Origin of the sequence: Peribacillus sp. RS7, from assembly GCF_041956845.1 — a bacterium.
Classification (GTDB): Bacteria; Bacillota; Bacilli; order Bacillales; family DSM-1321; genus Peribacillus.
In genome coordinates this window covers 1,764,986-1,782,066 of sequence record NZ_CP168135.1, presented here as the reverse complement: position 1 = coordinate 1,782,066, position 17,081 = coordinate 1,764,986, and the positions used below count along the sequence as shown (strand labels likewise).

General features: G+C 37.9%; 11 protein-coding genes and 1 pseudogene. 7 read left to right on the top strand and 5 right to left on the bottom strand.

Going from position 1 to position 17,081, the window contains the following annotated elements; all coding sequences use genetic code 11:
* Window positions 1-133: 133 nt before the first annotated feature.
* Both ACDZ29_RS09190 and tagD read right to left on the bottom strand, forming a co-directional pair.
* Complete coding sequence (locus ACDZ29_RS09190; protein ID WP_375090714.1) at window positions 134-1,297, bottom strand: CDP-glycerol glycerophosphotransferase family protein; 1,164 nt, start codon at window positions 1,295-1,297, stop codon at window positions 134-136.
* A complete protein-coding gene (gene tagD / locus ACDZ29_RS09185) occupies window positions 1,290-1,688 on the bottom strand; it encodes a glycerol-3-phosphate cytidylyltransferase (RefSeq protein WP_289327004.1) in 399 nt (132 codons plus the stop codon). The genes ACDZ29_RS09190 and tagD overlap by 8 nt, the downstream gene beginning before the upstream one ends.
* A 1,203-nt stretch (window positions 1,689-2,891) precedes the next feature.
* Between tagD and ACDZ29_RS09180 the strand changes: the two genes are divergently transcribed.
* From ACDZ29_RS09180 to tagH, 5 genes and pseudogenes are all read left to right on the top strand, one after another.
* Complete coding sequence (locus ACDZ29_RS09180) at window positions 2,892-6,224, top strand: CDP-glycerol glycerophosphotransferase family protein (protein ID WP_375090713.1); 3,333 nt, start codon at window positions 2,892-2,894, stop codon at window positions 6,222-6,224.
* Between the two features lie 89 nt (window positions 6,225-6,313).
* Window positions 6,314-7,852 (top strand): glycosyltransferase family 2 protein, encoded by a 1,539-nt coding sequence (locus ACDZ29_RS09175; protein WP_375090712.1) that lies wholly within the window; start codon window positions 6,314-6,316, stop codon window positions 7,850-7,852.
* Window positions 7,853-8,070: 218 nt separating this feature from the next.
* Window positions 8,071-9,285: pseudogene (locus tag ACDZ29_RS09170) on the top strand (CDP-glycerol glycerophosphotransferase family protein); the annotation flags it as partial.
* Window positions 9,286-9,288: 3 nt separating this feature from the next.
* Window positions 9,289-10,086, top strand: coding sequence for an ABC transporter permease (locus ACDZ29_RS09165; RefSeq protein ID WP_370016825.1), 798 nt, complete (start codon window positions 9,289-9,291; stop codon window positions 10,084-10,086).
* Window positions 10,087-10,103: 17 nt separating this feature from the next.
* Window positions 10,104-10,901, top strand: a complete 798-nt coding sequence (tagH, locus tag ACDZ29_RS09160) for a teichoic acids export ABC transporter ATP-binding subunit TagH (protein WP_289327001.1) — start codon at window positions 10,104-10,106, stop codon at window positions 10,899-10,901.
* Window positions 10,902-10,939: 38 nt separating this feature from the next.
* Here tagH and ACDZ29_RS09155 read toward each other — a convergent pair whose 3' ends face one another.
* From ACDZ29_RS09155 to ACDZ29_RS09145, 3 genes are read right to left on the bottom strand one after another with little or no spacing between them, the layout of a single operon-like run.
* Window positions 10,940-12,106, bottom strand: a complete 1,167-nt coding sequence (locus ACDZ29_RS09155) for a glycosyltransferase family 4 protein (RefSeq protein WP_375090711.1) — start codon at window positions 12,104-12,106, stop codon at window positions 10,940-10,942.
* Between the two features lie 24 nt (window positions 12,107-12,130).
* Window positions 12,131-13,657 carry a murein biosynthesis integral membrane protein MurJ gene (gene murJ / locus ACDZ29_RS09150; protein ID WP_375090710.1) on the bottom strand — a complete coding sequence of 509 codons (1,527 nt, stop codon included), beginning with the start codon at window positions 13,655-13,657 and terminating at the stop codon, window positions 12,131-12,133.
* 4 nt (window positions 13,658-13,661) lie between these two features.
* Window positions 13,662-15,092 (bottom strand): O-antigen ligase family protein, encoded by a 1,431-nt coding sequence (locus ACDZ29_RS09145; protein ID WP_375090709.1) that lies wholly within the window; start codon window positions 15,090-15,092, stop codon window positions 13,662-13,664.
* Between the two features lie 112 nt (window positions 15,093-15,204).
* Between ACDZ29_RS09145 and ACDZ29_RS09140 the strand changes: the two genes are divergently transcribed.
* Together ACDZ29_RS09140 and ACDZ29_RS09135 are read left to right on the top strand one after the other, a co-directional pair.
* Window positions 15,205-15,948, top strand: a complete 744-nt coding sequence (locus ACDZ29_RS09140; protein ID WP_370016820.1) for a WecB/TagA/CpsF family glycosyltransferase — start codon at window positions 15,205-15,207, stop codon at window positions 15,946-15,948.
* Window positions 15,949-15,966: 18 nt separating this feature from the next.
* A complete protein-coding gene (locus ACDZ29_RS09135; protein ID WP_375090708.1) occupies window positions 15,967-17,070 on the top strand; it encodes a glycosyltransferase family 4 protein in 1,104 nt (367 codons plus the stop codon).
* Window positions 17,071-17,081: the final 11 nt, after the last annotated feature.

Genomic DNA, 17,081 nt, shown 5'->3' with positions numbered 1-17,081 from the left:
TGTAAAAATGGTCCTGTTTTTATAATGTACATTTCCATCTTCATCTAGGTAATTCCTTCTTTTAATGAGGGTTATTGAAATTTTTGTCACTTAACAATGAAAAAACCCACTTCGTTTTACGAAGTGGGTGATTTTATTTAAATAGGAAATCAACTAAATTCTTACTTGAATTTCCAGTGGAGTATTGATTCCACTTTTGGTTAAAGGGAGCGATTTCCATTAAAGAATGATGGGCGACCCGGATTTTCTTTAAAAGCTCTTCTGAGGTAGATACCACCGGTCCGGGCATGGAAGAGGAGTAATCCTCCCAAAATCCCCGTTCCTGCACATACTTTTCTAAGTCGTATGCAAAGAATATCATTGGTCTTTCCAGAAAAGAGAATTCAAATGGAATCGAAGAGTAATCCGTTATCAAAAGATCCGTACTGATCAGCAGTTGATTTACGTGAAATTCACTATTGACAGGATAAACGAAACCTGGGAATTTACGTCGTAAATCATGCTCTGCTTTTACGGCAGGATGCAGTTTAAGTAATAACGCATAATTTTCACCCTGAAGTTCCTTGTAGAGCAATTCCAAATCGAGTGCAATCTCTCCATCGTTCAAGCCGTCATTACGGAATGTAGGGGCATATAACATGATTTTCTTATGCTCAAGTTCTGGATACTTGGCTAGCAATGCACTGCGTGCAGTTTTTTTGGATTCATCATTAAAAAAGAAATCGGTCCGAGGTATCCCAGTCCTTAGGATATGGGATGTCGGTAGTTGAAAGCTTTCTTGATAAATTTCCGCCATTCTCTCTGAACCTGCCGTAACATAATCAAATTTTTTATATACATCTAAAAATCTTTTCCTTGCACCGGCAGAACGGTTTTGAATGGAAGGGTCTTTTGCCCCGAATTGCTTAACGGCACCTGCCGCATGCCAGACTTGTACACATGTCACTTGCTTTTTGAATGAAATGGCTGAAAGAAAGCCAAAATAATTATCAATGATAATCCATTTTGATGTAGCGAGATGATAAATGGATCGGAACATGGCAATGATATTTTTAGATTCAAACGGAAGGACGATGGTTTTCCCATCGTCCTTAACTTCTATATGACTGCTCGGTTTCAGTAAAAACACTTTTTGAACAGAAATGTCCTGCTTGTCCATTTCATCTGCGATATATTGGCAATTGTCCCCAAATGATGTGACAAAGGTCGTTTTGTCATGTAAAGGGAAAAGTTTAAAGATAGAGAATAAAATTTTGAAACAAAAAAGATAAATCCCTATCGCGAATTCTTTAGCCATTAGTAACTTGTAAAAGGTCATCTTTAATTTGGGAAGTCGAAATGCCGATTGTTCTTGGAAGGTAGACCACTTCACAAACTTCAGATAATTCATCGAATTGGCCTTTCCAGTCATCTCCCATTACAAAGATATCTACACCTTCACGAATGATGTCTTCCCTCTTTTGTTCCCATTTGTCTTCAGGTATAACTTCATCCACATAGCGGATCGATTCAAGGATCATTTTTCTATTTTCAAAGCTATGGTAAGCTTTTTTATCTTTTAAAGCATTGAATTCATCCGTGGAAATGGCAACGATAAGATAATCCCCTAAATCTTTAGCGCGTTTTAATAGATTAATATGCCCCCAATGAAGCAAATCAAAGGTTCCATAAGTGATTACTTTTTTCATTTTTATTCCTCCTGTTAGACTCTTTATTTCTCTTAAATTGTTATGAGTCAAATTAGTATATATATTTGGACTATTAGAATATTAAATGAAACTTAAAACAGGTAATTAGCATTCCATGGCATTCAGCTGTTGTTTGCCTATAGAGCAAAACAAATGCGTTTTAAATAATGACTTCCCTAACTAATTATAACTTAATAGCTTTACAAATAAACAACAATTTATTTACAAATAAACCACAATTTTTTACATTGATGATAATTGTAGATATAAATACTAAGCTACAATCAAATGTTGGCTAAGTTGTATAATTTTTCAGGGCATAATAATAACGTTCCTATGAATGTTTCTATATAAGAATGATTTATATTGAAATAGATATTGTATGGTTTATATTTAATAGTATTTAAATATAATTTCACACATCACTCTTATTAAAGGTGAAGTAAGTTGCTGAGCAAGATTCCAAGAAAAAGTTTCATTATTCTTGCTGCAATTAAAATAAGCCATTCACATTTTACCACGTTTAGGAGAGAACAACTAGAGGAGCTTCATAAACCCATGTTATATAATAGGGAAGTTGAAGTGGCATAAAAATCTAATCCGGCAGGATCGTATGAATGACAGATGATAAGTAAATGTATAGGCTCAAAGCCTATCGGTTAACATTTATAGACCCAATTAATAAAATTCAAGAAATAACAGTTGGAGCCTATAGTTCGTTTTGAAAGCGTTAACTTTGGTGTTGAGGAATTCCATGCAATTAAGAAACGGATTTTGCTATTCCCTTTCCATTCTGGCAACATGGAAGGACGTACAAATGATATATAAGATGGTCCTTCATCAGAAAGAGATTCAGGCATCAAAAGAACCTGCTTAAGCAATGAACACAGTGTGTTCAAGGCGACAGTCCTTAGCTTGTAGAACTTGGTCTTAGCCCATTGAAGTTAAGGTTTGTTTTCCACCAAGCCGATATCGATGTAAACTGCATTTATAGAATGTCTCTTTTAGCATGAGTATTTTCGATTTTTGGCAATGAATCAACCATAATTCCCCTTTTTTGCTTAACAAAGGATTGATGGGAAATATAGGAATGGTTAGCTTATCAGTTTCATGATATTGAGGAAAAACCGAAAAAAGTTTATGATTTTAAAATACAATAAATGATTCACTTTTATTTAAATAATTTATTATAGGTGGTCTAAAATGATAAACAATCTTCTTAGAAAGAGTAAAGCAAGAAAAAAAACCCCTAAAATTAAACTGAAACAAGTTCTGACCCTTTTGCAAGAGGAAAATACGCTGTTGGTAAAAGGGGAATTTTCAATAGAACATTATTGCGCAAAAGAACTATGGCTATTTTCTAAAGTAAACGAAGAGCAAAAAATAAAAATTGCTGAATCGGCAGGTTCATCTAAATTTGAGTTTAAAGTAAATCTGAAAGATTTAATGCACAAATTAGAAGGTGACGACCCGACTGTTTATGACTGTTATATAAAGGTTTCCGTACCAGTTGAAAAGCTGAGCAAAAAATCAATACTTAAGATCGAACATAAGGCTGAATATGTAGAAGTATCCGAAAAGGTTAATATTGAATATCCAATTCGTCTAGGGCGTTTTCAGGAAACGTACACTGAGAATTTGAGTTTTTACACCTTTGAAAATAAACAAATTATATTCTCAATAACCAATAAAGGGAATTTATCTCTTTACTTCAATATAGCCCCTAAAGTTTCAATTAAGTCTCAAATAGAAAAAATCACCAACAAATCAAAGGAAATGCATATTAATGGTCAAATTTTCACTAAACATTCAAAGATTATAAAAGGTGAAGGCCTAGTAAAAGGAAGACAAAGTAACAAAGAATATCTTGCGAATATATCTTTCATTTATAATCAGGAAATGAATATGAAGAAATATGGTCTGAATCGTTATATATATGATATTAGATTGGATTTAGAACAATTGGTCAGTGTGGATTTGGAAGATGATATATTTGATATTTATATGAAATTACATTTGCATGATCAGGAAGAGCCGAAATTGGTACGTGTCGGAAGACCGACCACCAGAACTAAATTACTTACTAAAAAGACCGACGTTAGCTCGGGTAATAGAGTTGCTATCGTCAATCCATACTATACCTTTAAAGCATCTAATTTATCTTTGGAAGTGTTTAACTTCCCTACAGAAAGTTATCGGTATTTAAAGAGCATGATGGGGTGGAGACGATTCCTGGGTTTATTTAAAAAGAAAAAAGATGTCTGGTTAATCGGAGAAAGAACATATAAAGCGCAGGATACTGGATATCATTTCTTTAAATATATGAGGGAAAACCACCCTGAAAAAGAAGTGTATTATGTTATTGAAGAAAATTCCGTGGAAGCCAAGAACGTTGAGCCCTTTGGAAATATACTTTATTTCAAGTCAAAGGATCATATTAAAAAGACAATGGAATCAACACGTATTATTTCATCACATCATCCGGATTATTTATATCCTTTAAGAACATCTGAATTTAAAAAACGTGTTAAGGGAGTTAAGGTATTTCTTCAACATGGTGTTATGGGAACTAAGAATATGGTGGCTAACTATGGGAAAAATGCAGCCTCTGGTTTTAGTACGGATGTTTTCCTGGTAAGTTCAGACTTCGAAAAGGACATGATTGTAACTGATTTTGGGTACAACGAAAAGGAAGTATTCACAACAGGACTGTCGAGGTTCGACTCGCTGTTTAAGGATGATGTTTTAATAAAGCGGCAATTATTGATTATTCCAACATGGAGAGATTGGATTACATCCGATGAAATATTTTTGGAAAGCGAGTATTTTGAAAGGTATCAGAAATTAGTGCATCACCCGGTTTTACATGATTTATCTAAAAACAATGGGTTAGAAATCATTTTTTGCCTTCACCCCAATATGCAGAAATTCACATCTTATTTTAAAGATGCCCCAGTTAGGGTAATTAGTCAGGGTGAAGTGGATGTCCAAAGGTTAATTAAAGAAAGTGCGATCATGATTACGGATTATTCAAGTGTAGCTTTTGACTTTAGTTTCCTGCATAAACCGGTGATTTACTATCAATTTGATAGAGACCGGTTCATAGGGAAAAGACCGTCACATCTGGATTTGGATAACGATCTCCCGGGTGAAATCGTTGATGAATTGGATGATTTGTTAGAAGTATTAGCCAATTATGCCGAGACTGATTTTGTCATGAAAGAAAAGTACATGGACAAGGCCAACCGTTTTATTAAATATCGCGATGTTCATTCTAATTCAAGGATATTCGAAGTGATTCAAAATGCCGAAAAAGATCAAAATTCACTAATTAAGCTATATAACCATCCTATTTCAAAGCTCGTTTTGAATCGATTCAGGAAAAGTGAAATGTATTTCCCTGTTATGAAAAAAGTATATAAAATCATGTCCAGGCTTTTACCGGTTGACCGCAACCTTATTCTTTTTGAAAGTGGAATTGGCAAGCAAGTCGCGGATAGCCCCAAGTATATTTATGAAGAACTGGTTAAAAGGGATAATCATTATAAAAAAGTTTGGGTGTATAACGGTAATTTGCCGATAAAAGGTAAGAATACGAAGTTGATAAAACGCTTAAGTCCTGAATACTATTATTATTTAGCTAAAGCGGGCTATTGGATAAATAATCAAAATTTCCCTACCTACCTAAGCAAAAGGAAGGAAACGACGTATATTCAGACTTGGCATGGTACCCCTCTGAAAAAAATGCTATTTGATATAGAAAATATCCAAGGAAGAGACGAGGGCTACTTAAATCGGGTGCATGGTGCAACCAGAACTTGGGATTATTTAATTTCACCAAGCCCATACGCGTCCAAGGCCTTCAGAAGTGCTTTCAAGTATGAAGGAGAAATATTGGAAACGGGTTATCCAAGAAATGATTTGTTTTATAGGGAAGATGCTTCAATGATTTCCAAGTCCGTGATGGAAAAACTGAAGATACCAAAAGGAAAAAAAGTCATCTTATATGCCCCTACATTTCGGGATAATCAAACATCGAAAAGCAATAAATTTATTTTCGAGTTGAAATTTGATTTAGAAAGAATGAAACAAGCACTTGGTGATGAATATATCCTATTGTTAAGGATGCATGTTGTCATTAGTAATAAACTCAGCATCCCGAGCGAATTTGAGGATTTCGTTATGAATGTATCCAATTACTCAGATATACAGGAACTTTACCTGATTTCTGATATTTTGATTACTGATTATTCTTCAGTAATGTTCGATTTTGCTAATACTGCTCGGCCGATTTTGTACTTCACCTATGATCTGGATGACTACAGAGATAACATCCGTGGATTCTATATGGATTTTGAAAAAGAAGCACCAGGTCCATTTTTAAAAACAACTGAGGAGATTATCGATACTATTACCAATATTGATGAAATCAACATGCAATACAAAAAGAGATATAGTTTATTTAGAGAGAAGTATTGTGGCATAGAGGACGGTAAAGCTACACAGAGAATCGTGGATAAATTTTTTGATGATTGATTCCTTAAATGGTATTGTTGCTTTAAGTAACTGGTATCTGGCTGCCTAATTGAAACTTGAAACTCTAGACATAAAAGGAGAGGAATCGTATGAAGCTCTTGGTACGTCAAAGAGCGAGGGAACTTTTAAAGAGCAGTAATGTTCTAATAAAAAATAATCCTTCAAGCTTAAGGAGTAAATTTTTAGGGAAAGTTAAAAAAGTCACTGTAGTTACTGCAGCTTATAATGCTGAAAAATTCATTAGGAAAACGATTGAATCAGTAATAAATCAATCCATAGGTATAGATCAGATTGAATATATAATCATTGATGATTGTTCGACTGATGGCACCAATAAAATTATCCAAGAGTATACAGCTAAATATAAAAATATCTGTTCAGTTACCCTTCAGGAAAATAATGGGTCACCTGGGACTCCCAGAAACATTGGAATAGAATTGGGAACATCCAAATATATAACTTTTTTAGACGCGGATGACTGGCTAGCCCATGATGGCCTGGAAAACCTCTATAACATCCTGGAGGAAACAGGTGATGATTATGTAGTGGGCAAAACGGTAAAAGTCGAAGCTGAGTCAGAAAGTGTTATCGGTGAGTTTGCTTCCATCAAAGAAAGAAGAAGCATCACCCCAATGGATGTTCCGCATTTTTTTTATCATATGGGTCCGACGGCCAGGATGATGAATCTGTCCATGGTTAAAGAAAATGAAATTGGATTTCCAAATATGAAATTCGGTGAAGATAAATGGTTTTTCACTGATGTTTTCTTTAAAGTTAGAGCAGTTTCGACTACTAAAAAACCTATTTATTATGTCAATAGGACTACAGAAAATTCATCATCTTTAACACGTGTCACGAATATGTTGGACAAAAGAAAAGCGGATGTTGAGATAATAAGGTATATTCAATCCAAAGATATTGACATTGAATTGAAAAAGGTGGCCCTTAACCGGATTTATGAGTACGATATTGTAAAAACGTTCGACAGCCAAACTTTTGTGAAATCCAAGAACAAAGATGATTTTATCGAAATATTAAAGGAAGCTGTTGAAACTACGAAAAACTTGTCATATGACTTTAAGGATGAGTTTAAAGTACCTATTTATAAATTTGCCATTGAATTATTTATGGAGGATCGTATTGATGATTTCATAAAGTTATTTGAATGGTTAAAGCGGGATTCCAATAAAAAATATCATATCAAAGATTGTTTACCTTATTATGAACTTCCATTTTTGGAAGAAAAATATCGCTACGTAAGGATACCGATGCTTGCTCGTGCAATGGATTCATATGTTATGGATAATGTCTACCACCAAAGTTTCGAGATTTATGGTGATGATATAAACAACATAGACTCTGTATTGATACGTGATAGAAAAAGAATCGACAATGAAATCAATTGTAGAGTTCAAATGGAAGGTAATAGAGGCCATTTCACTGTTTCATTAGATGAAATTGATCGAATGGAAAATTCATTATTTACCCTGTTTATTCGATACAATGATTATCAATTGGTGAATATTAAAAGAATCCTGAAAAATAAGATGACTTATAATAAGAAAAATGTGGAGTTTTATACAACAGTGGCAAATAATTTGGGACTGGCAATAAAGTCTTTGGAGTAGCTGTTAGAAGTACACCAAAAATAAGCTCCCCATTTATTGGGTGAGCTTATTTTTAGTTCGATTTAATTTAGTAGAAGTTTGATGATGAGTGTAGGTTATGGGAATTATGTTATTAGGCTGATAACATCACGAAGAACAGTGCGCCATGGTTAATGTATAAGCATTATTCAATGATTACCAATTACTAAAAAGGGAGATCGGATATGTCAAATGAAAAAATACACTCAAAGAGACCTTCCTTTCTATCGCTAGTTAAAAATAGGGCTAAAGCAATTATTCTAATAGGATATAAAATGGCTTTTGCAATGGCAGGAAAATTATTGCCAGTGGACCAAAAGCTTGTTATATTTGAGAGTTTTTTAGGAAAGCAGTATAGCTGTAATCCACGAGCTATTTATGAATACTTGCAGAGTCACCATCCTGAATATAAAATGTACTGGAGCGTAGATAAAAGGTACAGAGCTCATTTCGAAGAGGCTGGCATTCCTTATCTCGATCGTTTTTCATTTAGTTGGCTGCTTAAAATGACTAGAGCCCGTTATTGGGTAACGAACAGCAGGCTCCCGCTTTGGATTCCGAAGCCGAAGCACACGATCTATTTGCAAACGTGGCATGGGACGCCATTAAAGAAACTTGCGGCGGACATGAATGAAGTTCACATGCCTGGAACAACGACGGATAAATATAAAGAAAATTTCCATGCCGAATCAAGTAAATGGGATTATTTAATTTCCCCGAACGCTTATTCAAGTGAAATTTTTGCCAGGGCCTTCAATGTCGATGCTTCTAAAATTCTGGAAACCGGTTATCCGCGTAATGATATACTTTACAATGGGAATAATCGTGATACAATCGACTCATTGAAACAGAAGTTGGGTATACCAATAGAGAAAAGGATCATCCTTTATGCACCAACTTGGAGGGATGATGAGTTTTATAGCAAGGGAAAATATAAGTTTGAAATAAAACTGGATCTGGATCGAATGAAACAGGAATTGGGGGAGGAGTATGTCATTTTACTCCGTCTTCATTATTTGATTTCTGAGAACTTGGATTTATCGGCATATCAAGGATTCGCCTACAATTTATCCAGTTACGAAGATATTAGTCATTTGTATCTTATTTCGGATTTATTAATAACGGACTATTCATCCGTATTCTTTGATTACGCAAATTTACAGCGTCCGATGCTTTTCTATGTATATGATATTGAAAAATACAGGGACAAGCTTCGCGGGTTTTACTTTGATTTTGAAAAGAATGCACCTGGTTTGTTAGTAAAAACATCTGATGCGGTCATTGATAGTATCAAGACGATGAAATATGAAAATACCAATGAAATCAATCATTTTCACGATCGGTTTTGTGCACTCGAGGATGGCCAGGCTTCACGCCGTGTCGTAGAAAAAGTGTTTTTAGGAAGGTCTGTGTAATTTATGAGTTCAGCTTTGACCGTTTTAAAAGAACAAATCAATAGTTTTTATTTGGTAAGGCGTTTATCTGTTTATGAGGTGAAAAGTGCCAACAGCAATAACTATCTGGGAATCCTATGGGAAATCATCAATCCGATGATACAGATTGCGATTTATTGGTTTGTATTCGGATTTATAATCTTAAATCGCGGCGATAATTTCCTTCCATGGCTTATGGCAGGGATCGTTGTCTGGTTTTTTGTGAATCCTGCCATAACCCAAACGTCTAAATCCGTCTATTCCCGACTGAATATGGTATCCAAGATGAGTTTTCCGATGAGTGTCATTCCTTCGTATGTCATCTTTGCTAAGTTGTATCAGCATCTCATGCTGCTGGGAGTCATTATCATACTATTGGGTTTTACTGGATACCTCCCAACAGTTTATATCATACAGCTGCCGTATTATGTTGTTGCGACGGTTGTGCTGTTATTTTCATTTGGCTTAATCTCTTCAACATTATCAACCATTATTCGTGACGTTCACAATATAATCGTGTCCTTAATGAAAGTCTTGTTTTATTTAACACCAATCCTTTGGGTATTGGATGCTAAGGAGCACCCTATCATAGTCAATATCATGAAGCTGAATCCACTATATTATATTGTCGATGGGTATCGAGCTTCATTGTTGGGGGAATCATGGTATCTGATAGAGCATTGGGAATATACGCTTTATTTCTGGGCAGTCGTTATCATCTTGTTTTTGATAGGTTCCTCGCTGCATGTCAGGTTTAGAGATCGCTTTGTTGACTTTAAGTAAACTGGAAGTGAGAAAAGTTGGAAAAATCGGTAATAGTCAAAGATATAACGAAAAAATATAAATTATATAATAAAAACTCGGAAAAATTATTGGATCTCCTTTTGCCTAAAAGCTATGGGGAAGAGTATTTTGCTCTGCGGAATGTAAGTTTTGAAGCGGAAAAGGGCGATGTAATAGGATTTGTCGGGGTCAACGGATCCGGAAAATCCACATTGTCCAATATTATTGCAGGCATTATCCCGCCTACGGACGGAAATGTCCAAACTAACGGGAAAACGGCTTTGATTGCCGTGTCATCTGGCCTGAATAATCAGTTGACGGGCAGAGAAAACATCGAGCTGAAAATGTTGATGCTTGGATTCGATAAAAATAAAATCAAGGAACTTGAGCCTGAGATCATCGAGTTTTCAGAGTTGGGCAAGTTCATTGACCAACCGGTGAAATCCTACTCAAGCGGTATGAAGTCAAGGCTTGGTTTTTCCATTTCCGTGCATATTGATCCAGATATCCTGATTATTGATGAGGCCTTATCAGTCGGGGATAAAAACTTTGCTGAAAAGTGTTTGGAGAAAATGAACGAATTTAAGGAAAAAGGCAAAACGATGTTCTTTGTCAGCCATTCAATCGGTCAGATGAAGAAATTTTGCCAAAAGGCTTTATGGCTTGAATATGGAGAGTTAAAAGCATACGGTGCCATGAACGAAGTAATGCCGCAATATGAAGCATTCTTAAAAGAATATAACGCTATGTCTAAACAAGAACAGAAAAAGTATCGTGAAGAACAAATGAAAAGGCGTAGTTCTGCACTGGTATGAAAGTGAAAAGCAGACCCGAAGCTTCGGGTCTGCTTTTTTTAGTTAAGCACTTCACCGTACGTTTTCTCAAACCGCTCGGCAGCTGTAATATGGGAGTATTCGCTTTCCATTTTATATCTTGCTTTCGAAGCTAACATTGCTGCATATGTAGGGTCATTAAGCAGAATGGAGATGGCTTGTGCAAGTGCTTCTGTATTTTTTTCCTCAACTAACAGACCATCTTCACCATCAATGAGAATCTCCTTTAAACCTCCGATTGCACTTGCAATGACGGGTGAGCGGCAACTCATCGCTTCTAATGCAGATATGGATGTAGCTTCTTCCACACCGTGGGAATGAACGCTTGGGATGAGTACGATATCCGATGCCTCATAGAGGTTATGCATTTTCTCGAAAGGCACTGAACCCAAGAAAAGTACGGAATCGGATATTTTGAGCCTTGCTGCCGTTTCCTCAAGCCGGGTTCGCTGTTCTCCTGTACCTGCATAGACCAATATCGTTTCATGATGATTTTCCAGTACCTCCGGCAAAGCAAGGAGCGGATAGATGACACCGTTCTTTTCAGTCATTCTTCTAGGAACGAAAAGCATCTTTTTATGTAGGGGGATTTGAAAATCCTGGCGAGTTTGCTCCCGCTTTGCCATTTCCGGTTTGAAAGCAGACACATCAATGAAGTTCTTAATCGTGTCCGCCTCTATATGTGCCAAATGATTTATATAGTCTTTGATCCTTTGATCGACAGTCACAACTTTTGCAGCAGACCGATAGGCTTTTCTTTCAAGCTCCCGAATGATTAAATCTTCTTCACTATCCGGAAGGAGAGCGCCCCTGCTGACTGCCTCGAATGAATAATATCCATGGACAGTTTGCACCGTTGGTATCCCGGATTCAATGGAGGCAAGCGTTGCGAAAATATCTTGAGCATTAATGACATCATAGTTCTTTTTCAAGGCTTTAATAGATGAAGCCAATAATTTTTGGCGTTGTCTGTCATTGAAAAGCTGGCCGCTCCCCTGTTTTACTTTATTTAATAAAAATCCCGGAGCCTGGGCGAGCATCTTCCTCTTGAAAGGTGGCAATTGAGAGAAAGATAATATGTCCACATCATGGCCCCGCGACATTAAACCCTTTTTTAACGTAGTGATATGACTCGATAGCCCTCCTTCATGAGGGTAGTTGAAAATCGTTGTGATTAAAATGTTCATAAAGGCACTCCTTCTTCTAATGTATTACTTTGGTGATCTAATCCTTTTCATTGTCTGTAGGCTGCTTACTTTAAAAAGTAAGGATAGTGCGATATATAATCCGAATACGAGAAGCGAGATGATCACTAATTCCATAATGATGGGTAACGTTAGGGTAAGCGGATGGATCGAGAGAGCAAGTCCGTAAATGATGCTTCCGATGATAATCAGCTTGCTGCCTTCCTGAAAAACATCCGTGAAAGCGGCTTTGTCCGCCCTTTTTGACTTTAGCCATAGGAAGCCGAATAGGTAAAGCGATTGCAGGAGCATGGAAATGCCCGAGGCTAAGGCAATTCCACCGACGCCAAGATGACGTGATAGGATCCAACTGAGCAGGACATTAAGCAATACGGCAATCAGGCAGGAATACATGGCCACTTTTGTTTTTTTTAAGGCGTAGAAGGCGTTCATCAAATAATCCCTTAGTGCAAAGAACGGGAGGCAAGCTGAATAAAAGATAAATGCCGCATAGGTCGTTTCGGTAGCTGAAGCATCGAAAGCCCCGCGTTGGAAAGCCAGAGTGATTAAGCTGTTTCCGCTGATTAACATGACGATCATGAAAGGAATGGCTAGAAATAAAAGCGACTTCAGCCCCTTTAAGGTCAAATTAAGGAAAGATTGATAGCCTATAAGTGCCCGCTCGACGATTGAAGGATACAATACGGTGATCAGCGGCGTGAGGACAATGCTCAATGGCAGCCACAGCAGCCGATTCGCATAGTTCAGTGCTGATACGCTTCCGGTTTCAAGCGAGGTGGCAATAATCCGATCGACGACACTATTCAATTGAATCGCCAAAGCGGCGATGATGATTGGGTAAAAGGTGTACAGTGTTTGGGCGATCTGCCGTTTATGAGGCAGGAACGTGACGATTGGCCGGATTCCGTATCTCTTTAATGATGGGTATTGAATAAGGAACTGGCTGGCTGCACCGAACACAAACCCCCAAGCTAACCCTTCAACCCCAAAGGGAGCAGCGAGCAATACGGTGGCTGCTATAATGACCGTGTTTTGTGCAGTTGAAGTTAGTGCTGGCAGAATAAAACGCTTATTCGCATTCAGGACCCCCGTCGCCATGTATGAAAGCGTGAAAAATAGTAAACTTGGCAGCATGATCCGGGTCAGGGACTCCGTTAGTGCAAGCTCTGAATCAGAGAAACCGGGGGCTACCAATATGACGAGCTGTTTTATGAAAATCATGCAGGCAATGGTCATGATGCCGGCTACCAGCATGAAAAAGGAACCTAAAACACTGATGAATTCATCAGCTTTCAAAGGGTTATTTGCCTTCTTTTCCAAGTATATGGGGATGACGCCGGCCTGAAGACCGCTGCCGAGAGCCGTAAATAGAATGGTTGGTATGAGGCTTGCCACGAAAAAGACATCCGCCATTGAGGATGCCCCGAAATAGGCGGCTATGATCGATTCCCGCCCGAATCCGAGGACTTTTCCAACGGCTGCAATAATGGTGACGAGCCCGACCGATTTAATTACATGTGAAAGAGTAGGCATATTTTCAATCCTTTAAAATGATGTCCTTTTGTATGCAGAAGCCCAAACAACTATAAAAAAATAGTGTAAAGGTTTTATCTTCGAGAATATTGTAAAAAAGTCCTGCTAATAAAGCTGCCAACATCAGGCAGATGGTGAACACTGTCAAAGTGCCATTTCCCGATTTAATGATTTTACGGTAGGTAAAAAGGATGAATGCTAGAACCGCGAGAAAACCAAGCACCCCAGTTTGTACGAGAATCTGGATATATTGATTATCGGAATACATCCTTTCACCAATTTGGTATTCCTGATAGATTGGTGAGGAAAAGGTAAGCGTGGCAGAATCTCCGAAGGTTGCCATCCCTGTACCGATTATGGGATGATCTTTGAAAATTTCAATTCCCTTGATTAGGACATATAACCGGCCCCATTCCGTACTCTGGTGTAAAGTCTTATCAGAGAACATTTCAGAAAATCGATTGGAGAGGGCATGTTCATGTTCGGAAGTGGGTGTGCTGCCAATTACCATATTTTCCATGGGAACAGATGCGGATACCTCCACTTTACTTGAAGCGAATAAAACTGGGTAATAAATCAGAAGCAGGCCTAGAACTAATGCTCCTGCAGCATATTTGAGAAATGGTTTATTTCTAGTCCAAATGATGAAGACAAGTGCCGCGAATCCGAATGCAATCATCGTGCCCCGTGAATAGGTAAGCAGTAACGTGCCAGAAAGTAAGATGGACGCTAGAAAGACGATGGATTTATATTTTTTCAGCGACTGGTAAAGAAAGAAACTAAGGAATAACTGGATGCTTAAGAATAAGGCAAATACATTAGGGTTGGCAGGTGCACCATAAATCCTCATCCGGTTTGTTGGAGAAAGATTCCACATTTCCCATGCGTGGGGAAGCAGGATCGTACGCGAAAAGATTTTCTCCAATATACCATGCAGGCAAAGAAGGATTGTAAATATTAGGATTACCTTCAAAAAGCGAAAGATATCCTTTCTTTCTAGATTTAATTCACCGATAATGTAAAGAAGCAAGAATGTAACAAGCAAAGCCCGGAGTTCAAATACGATAGGGAGGATTCCCACTCCGTTAATGAGTGCAGCTACGGCACCAACTAAACAAAACAACCAAAATGGCAAGGTGAAATGATAGTTCGAAAAATGCCATTCGTTCTTCTTGAATCTTTCAATAAGCAAAGAAACGAATAAGGTGAGGATGATCAGGTCACCTGTATAGGTTAAGCCGCTATTCAGTTCCATCAATAAGGGACGGGCAGGGAAGTAAATGAATAGAATTAATAACAGGTTTTTTTTATTTATACCGATAAAAAAGAGCATCAACGCCGTTGCCATGTAACCGGCGATAGGGTGAGGCACTGCTAATGGGACAAGCAGGCACATGACTAGAATGGGTAATGATTGTTTGTCTAAAAAATTCAATTGATTAACCACCTTTGAAACGAAAAATCACGTTCTATTATGTGTATGAAAAAATTTCTTGAATAATACCCCACCCTTTAGATGTATAGTACATATGAAAGGCTGAAGTTAAATGACAGAAAAGTTTGTTGAGATACTATCCATACCATTCATTGATAGCAATATGGATGAATTCGTGAATGGAATGATCTATCCAAGATTAATGAATCAGGAAAAAACGTTTGTCGTTACGGCAAACCCAGAAATAGTGGAGTATGCAAATGAACATCAGGATTATAAGGACATCATAAAATCGGCTGATTACATCACTCCGGATGGCATTGGTATTATTATGGCCTCTAAATGGCTAAATCAACCTTTGCAAGAACGGATTACAGGATTCGACTTGATGAATGAATTATTTAGGGTCGCTGATGAAAAAGCGCTTAAGGTATACCTGCTTGGAGCGGAAGAGCATGTTATTGAAGCAGCTGCCCGTAAAGCAAAAGAGCTATACCCGGGTCTCGAGTTGGTGGGATACAACCATGGTTACATTGATATTAAGGACGATGGGCTTGCTAAGTCGATAGCGGAACTTGAACCTGACATCATTTTGACTGCATTAGGGTTTCCTAGGCAGGAAAAATGGGTTTCCAGACACTATTCGCTATTTAATAAAGGGTTGTTCATGGGAGTTGGGGGGAGCTTTGATGTTCTTGCGGGAAAGGTGAACCGCGCTCCGGTTTTCTGGCAGAAGATGCGTCTTGAATGGTTGTACCGATTGATCCAGCAACCTTCACGGTGGAAACGGATGCTTGCACTGCCAAGATTCGTATTCAAGGTTAGACGGTTAAGGAAAACGGTGCAGCGTTCCTGAACTTAAGGAGTGGACTGGATGAGAATCTTGCATTTAAACGCTGGTAATGAAACTGGCGGCGGTATGTTTCATATTATGTCCTTACTGAACCAATTGAATAAAGAGGAGTGCTTGCTTGGTTTATTTGAAGATGGTGAATTTTACCGGAGGGCCAGGTCCTCTGGGATACAAACTGAACTTTTCAAGCAACATTCGAAATATGACCTTTCAATTTTGAAACCTTTACGGGACTTTATCCGTCTAAATAATATAGACATCATCCATACCCATGGTCCGCGGGCGAATATATATGGTGCTTTATTAAAGCGCCTCATTAAACGTCCTTGGCTTCTTACTGTTCACAGTTCACCTCAACATGATTTTTTAGGCCAGGGTGTAAAAGGAAAATTGTTTACGGGCCTACATGTAAGGTCATTTCAATATGCCGATCATATACTGGCAGTTTCCGATCGCTTTAAGCAGGACTTGATTGACCAGGGAATCCATTCGTCCAAAATTACAAAGATCCTAAATGGAATTGACTTTGAAAAGGAATTGCCTTTCCCCTTTCAAAGGGATGCTTTCGGGTTTGGGGCAGATGATTTCATCATCATCATGCCTGCAAGGCTTGAACCGGTGAAAGGTCATGAATTTGCCTTAGCGGCATTAAGTGAAGTGGTATCAGAATTCCCCCATGTAAAGCTGTTGCTTGCTGGGGATGGGAGCAGGAGAACTGTTCTGGAAAATATGGTCTCGGAAAAGGGATTATCCGATAACGTGCACTTTTTAGGGTATCGTGAAGATTTGGAAAGAATCTACCCATTGGGGGACGTCACATTATTGACTTCCTTAAGCGAAAGCTTTCCATTGGTACTACTTGAAGGAGCAAGATCCGGTCTGCCGGCAATCACTAGTGATGTTGGCGGTGTAAAGCAATTGATTCCTGATGGGAGCAAGGGCTGGATTACGGATATCGGCAATGTCGATCAGCTGAAATTGGCCATCTGCAACGCTTTAGAATCAAAAAAATCCGGAAACCTGACAAAGATAGGGTTGGATTTACAAAAATTTGCAAAAAACAACTTTTCTATAGAGATTTTAGCCAATAACGTATATAATGTTTATTTGAGGATGAAAAATTAAAATAAGCATTT

What these genes read in the sequence shown, in the direction of transcription:
- ACDZ29_RS09135 (WP_375090708.1), top strand. Translation starts at nt 15,967, where the DNA reads ATGAGAATCTTGCATTTAAACGCTGGTAATGAAACTGGCGGCGGTATG.
- ACDZ29_RS09175 (WP_375090712.1), top strand. Translation starts at nt 6,314, where the DNA reads ATGAAGCTCTTGGTACGTCAAAGAGCGAGGGAACTTTTAAAGAGCAGT.
- ACDZ29_RS09140 (WP_370016820.1), top strand. Translation starts at nt 15,205, where the DNA reads ATGACAGAAAAGTTTGTTGAGATACTATCCATACCATTCATTGATAGC.
- ACDZ29_RS09180 (WP_375090713.1), top strand. Translation starts at nt 2,892, where the DNA reads ATGATAAACAATCTTCTTAGAAAGAGTAAAGCAAGAAAAAAAACCCCT.
- ACDZ29_RS09155 (WP_375090711.1), bottom strand. Translation starts at nt 12,106, where the DNA reads ATGAACATTTTAATCACAACGATTTTCAACTACCCTCATGAAGGAGGG.
- ACDZ29_RS09190 (WP_375090714.1), bottom strand. Translation starts at nt 1,297, where the DNA reads ATGGCTAAAGAATTCGCGATAGGGATTTATCTTTTTTGTTTCAAAATT.
- tagD (WP_289327004.1), bottom strand. Translation starts at nt 1,688, where the DNA reads ATGAAAAAAGTAATCACTTATGGAACCTTTGATTTGCTTCATTGGGGG.
- ACDZ29_RS09165 (WP_370016825.1), top strand. Translation starts at nt 9,289, where the DNA reads ATGAGTTCAGCTTTGACCGTTTTAAAAGAACAAATCAATAGTTTTTAT.
- murJ (WP_375090710.1), bottom strand. Translation starts at nt 13,657, where the DNA reads ATGCCTACTCTTTCACATGTAATTAAATCGGTCGGGCTCGTCACCATT.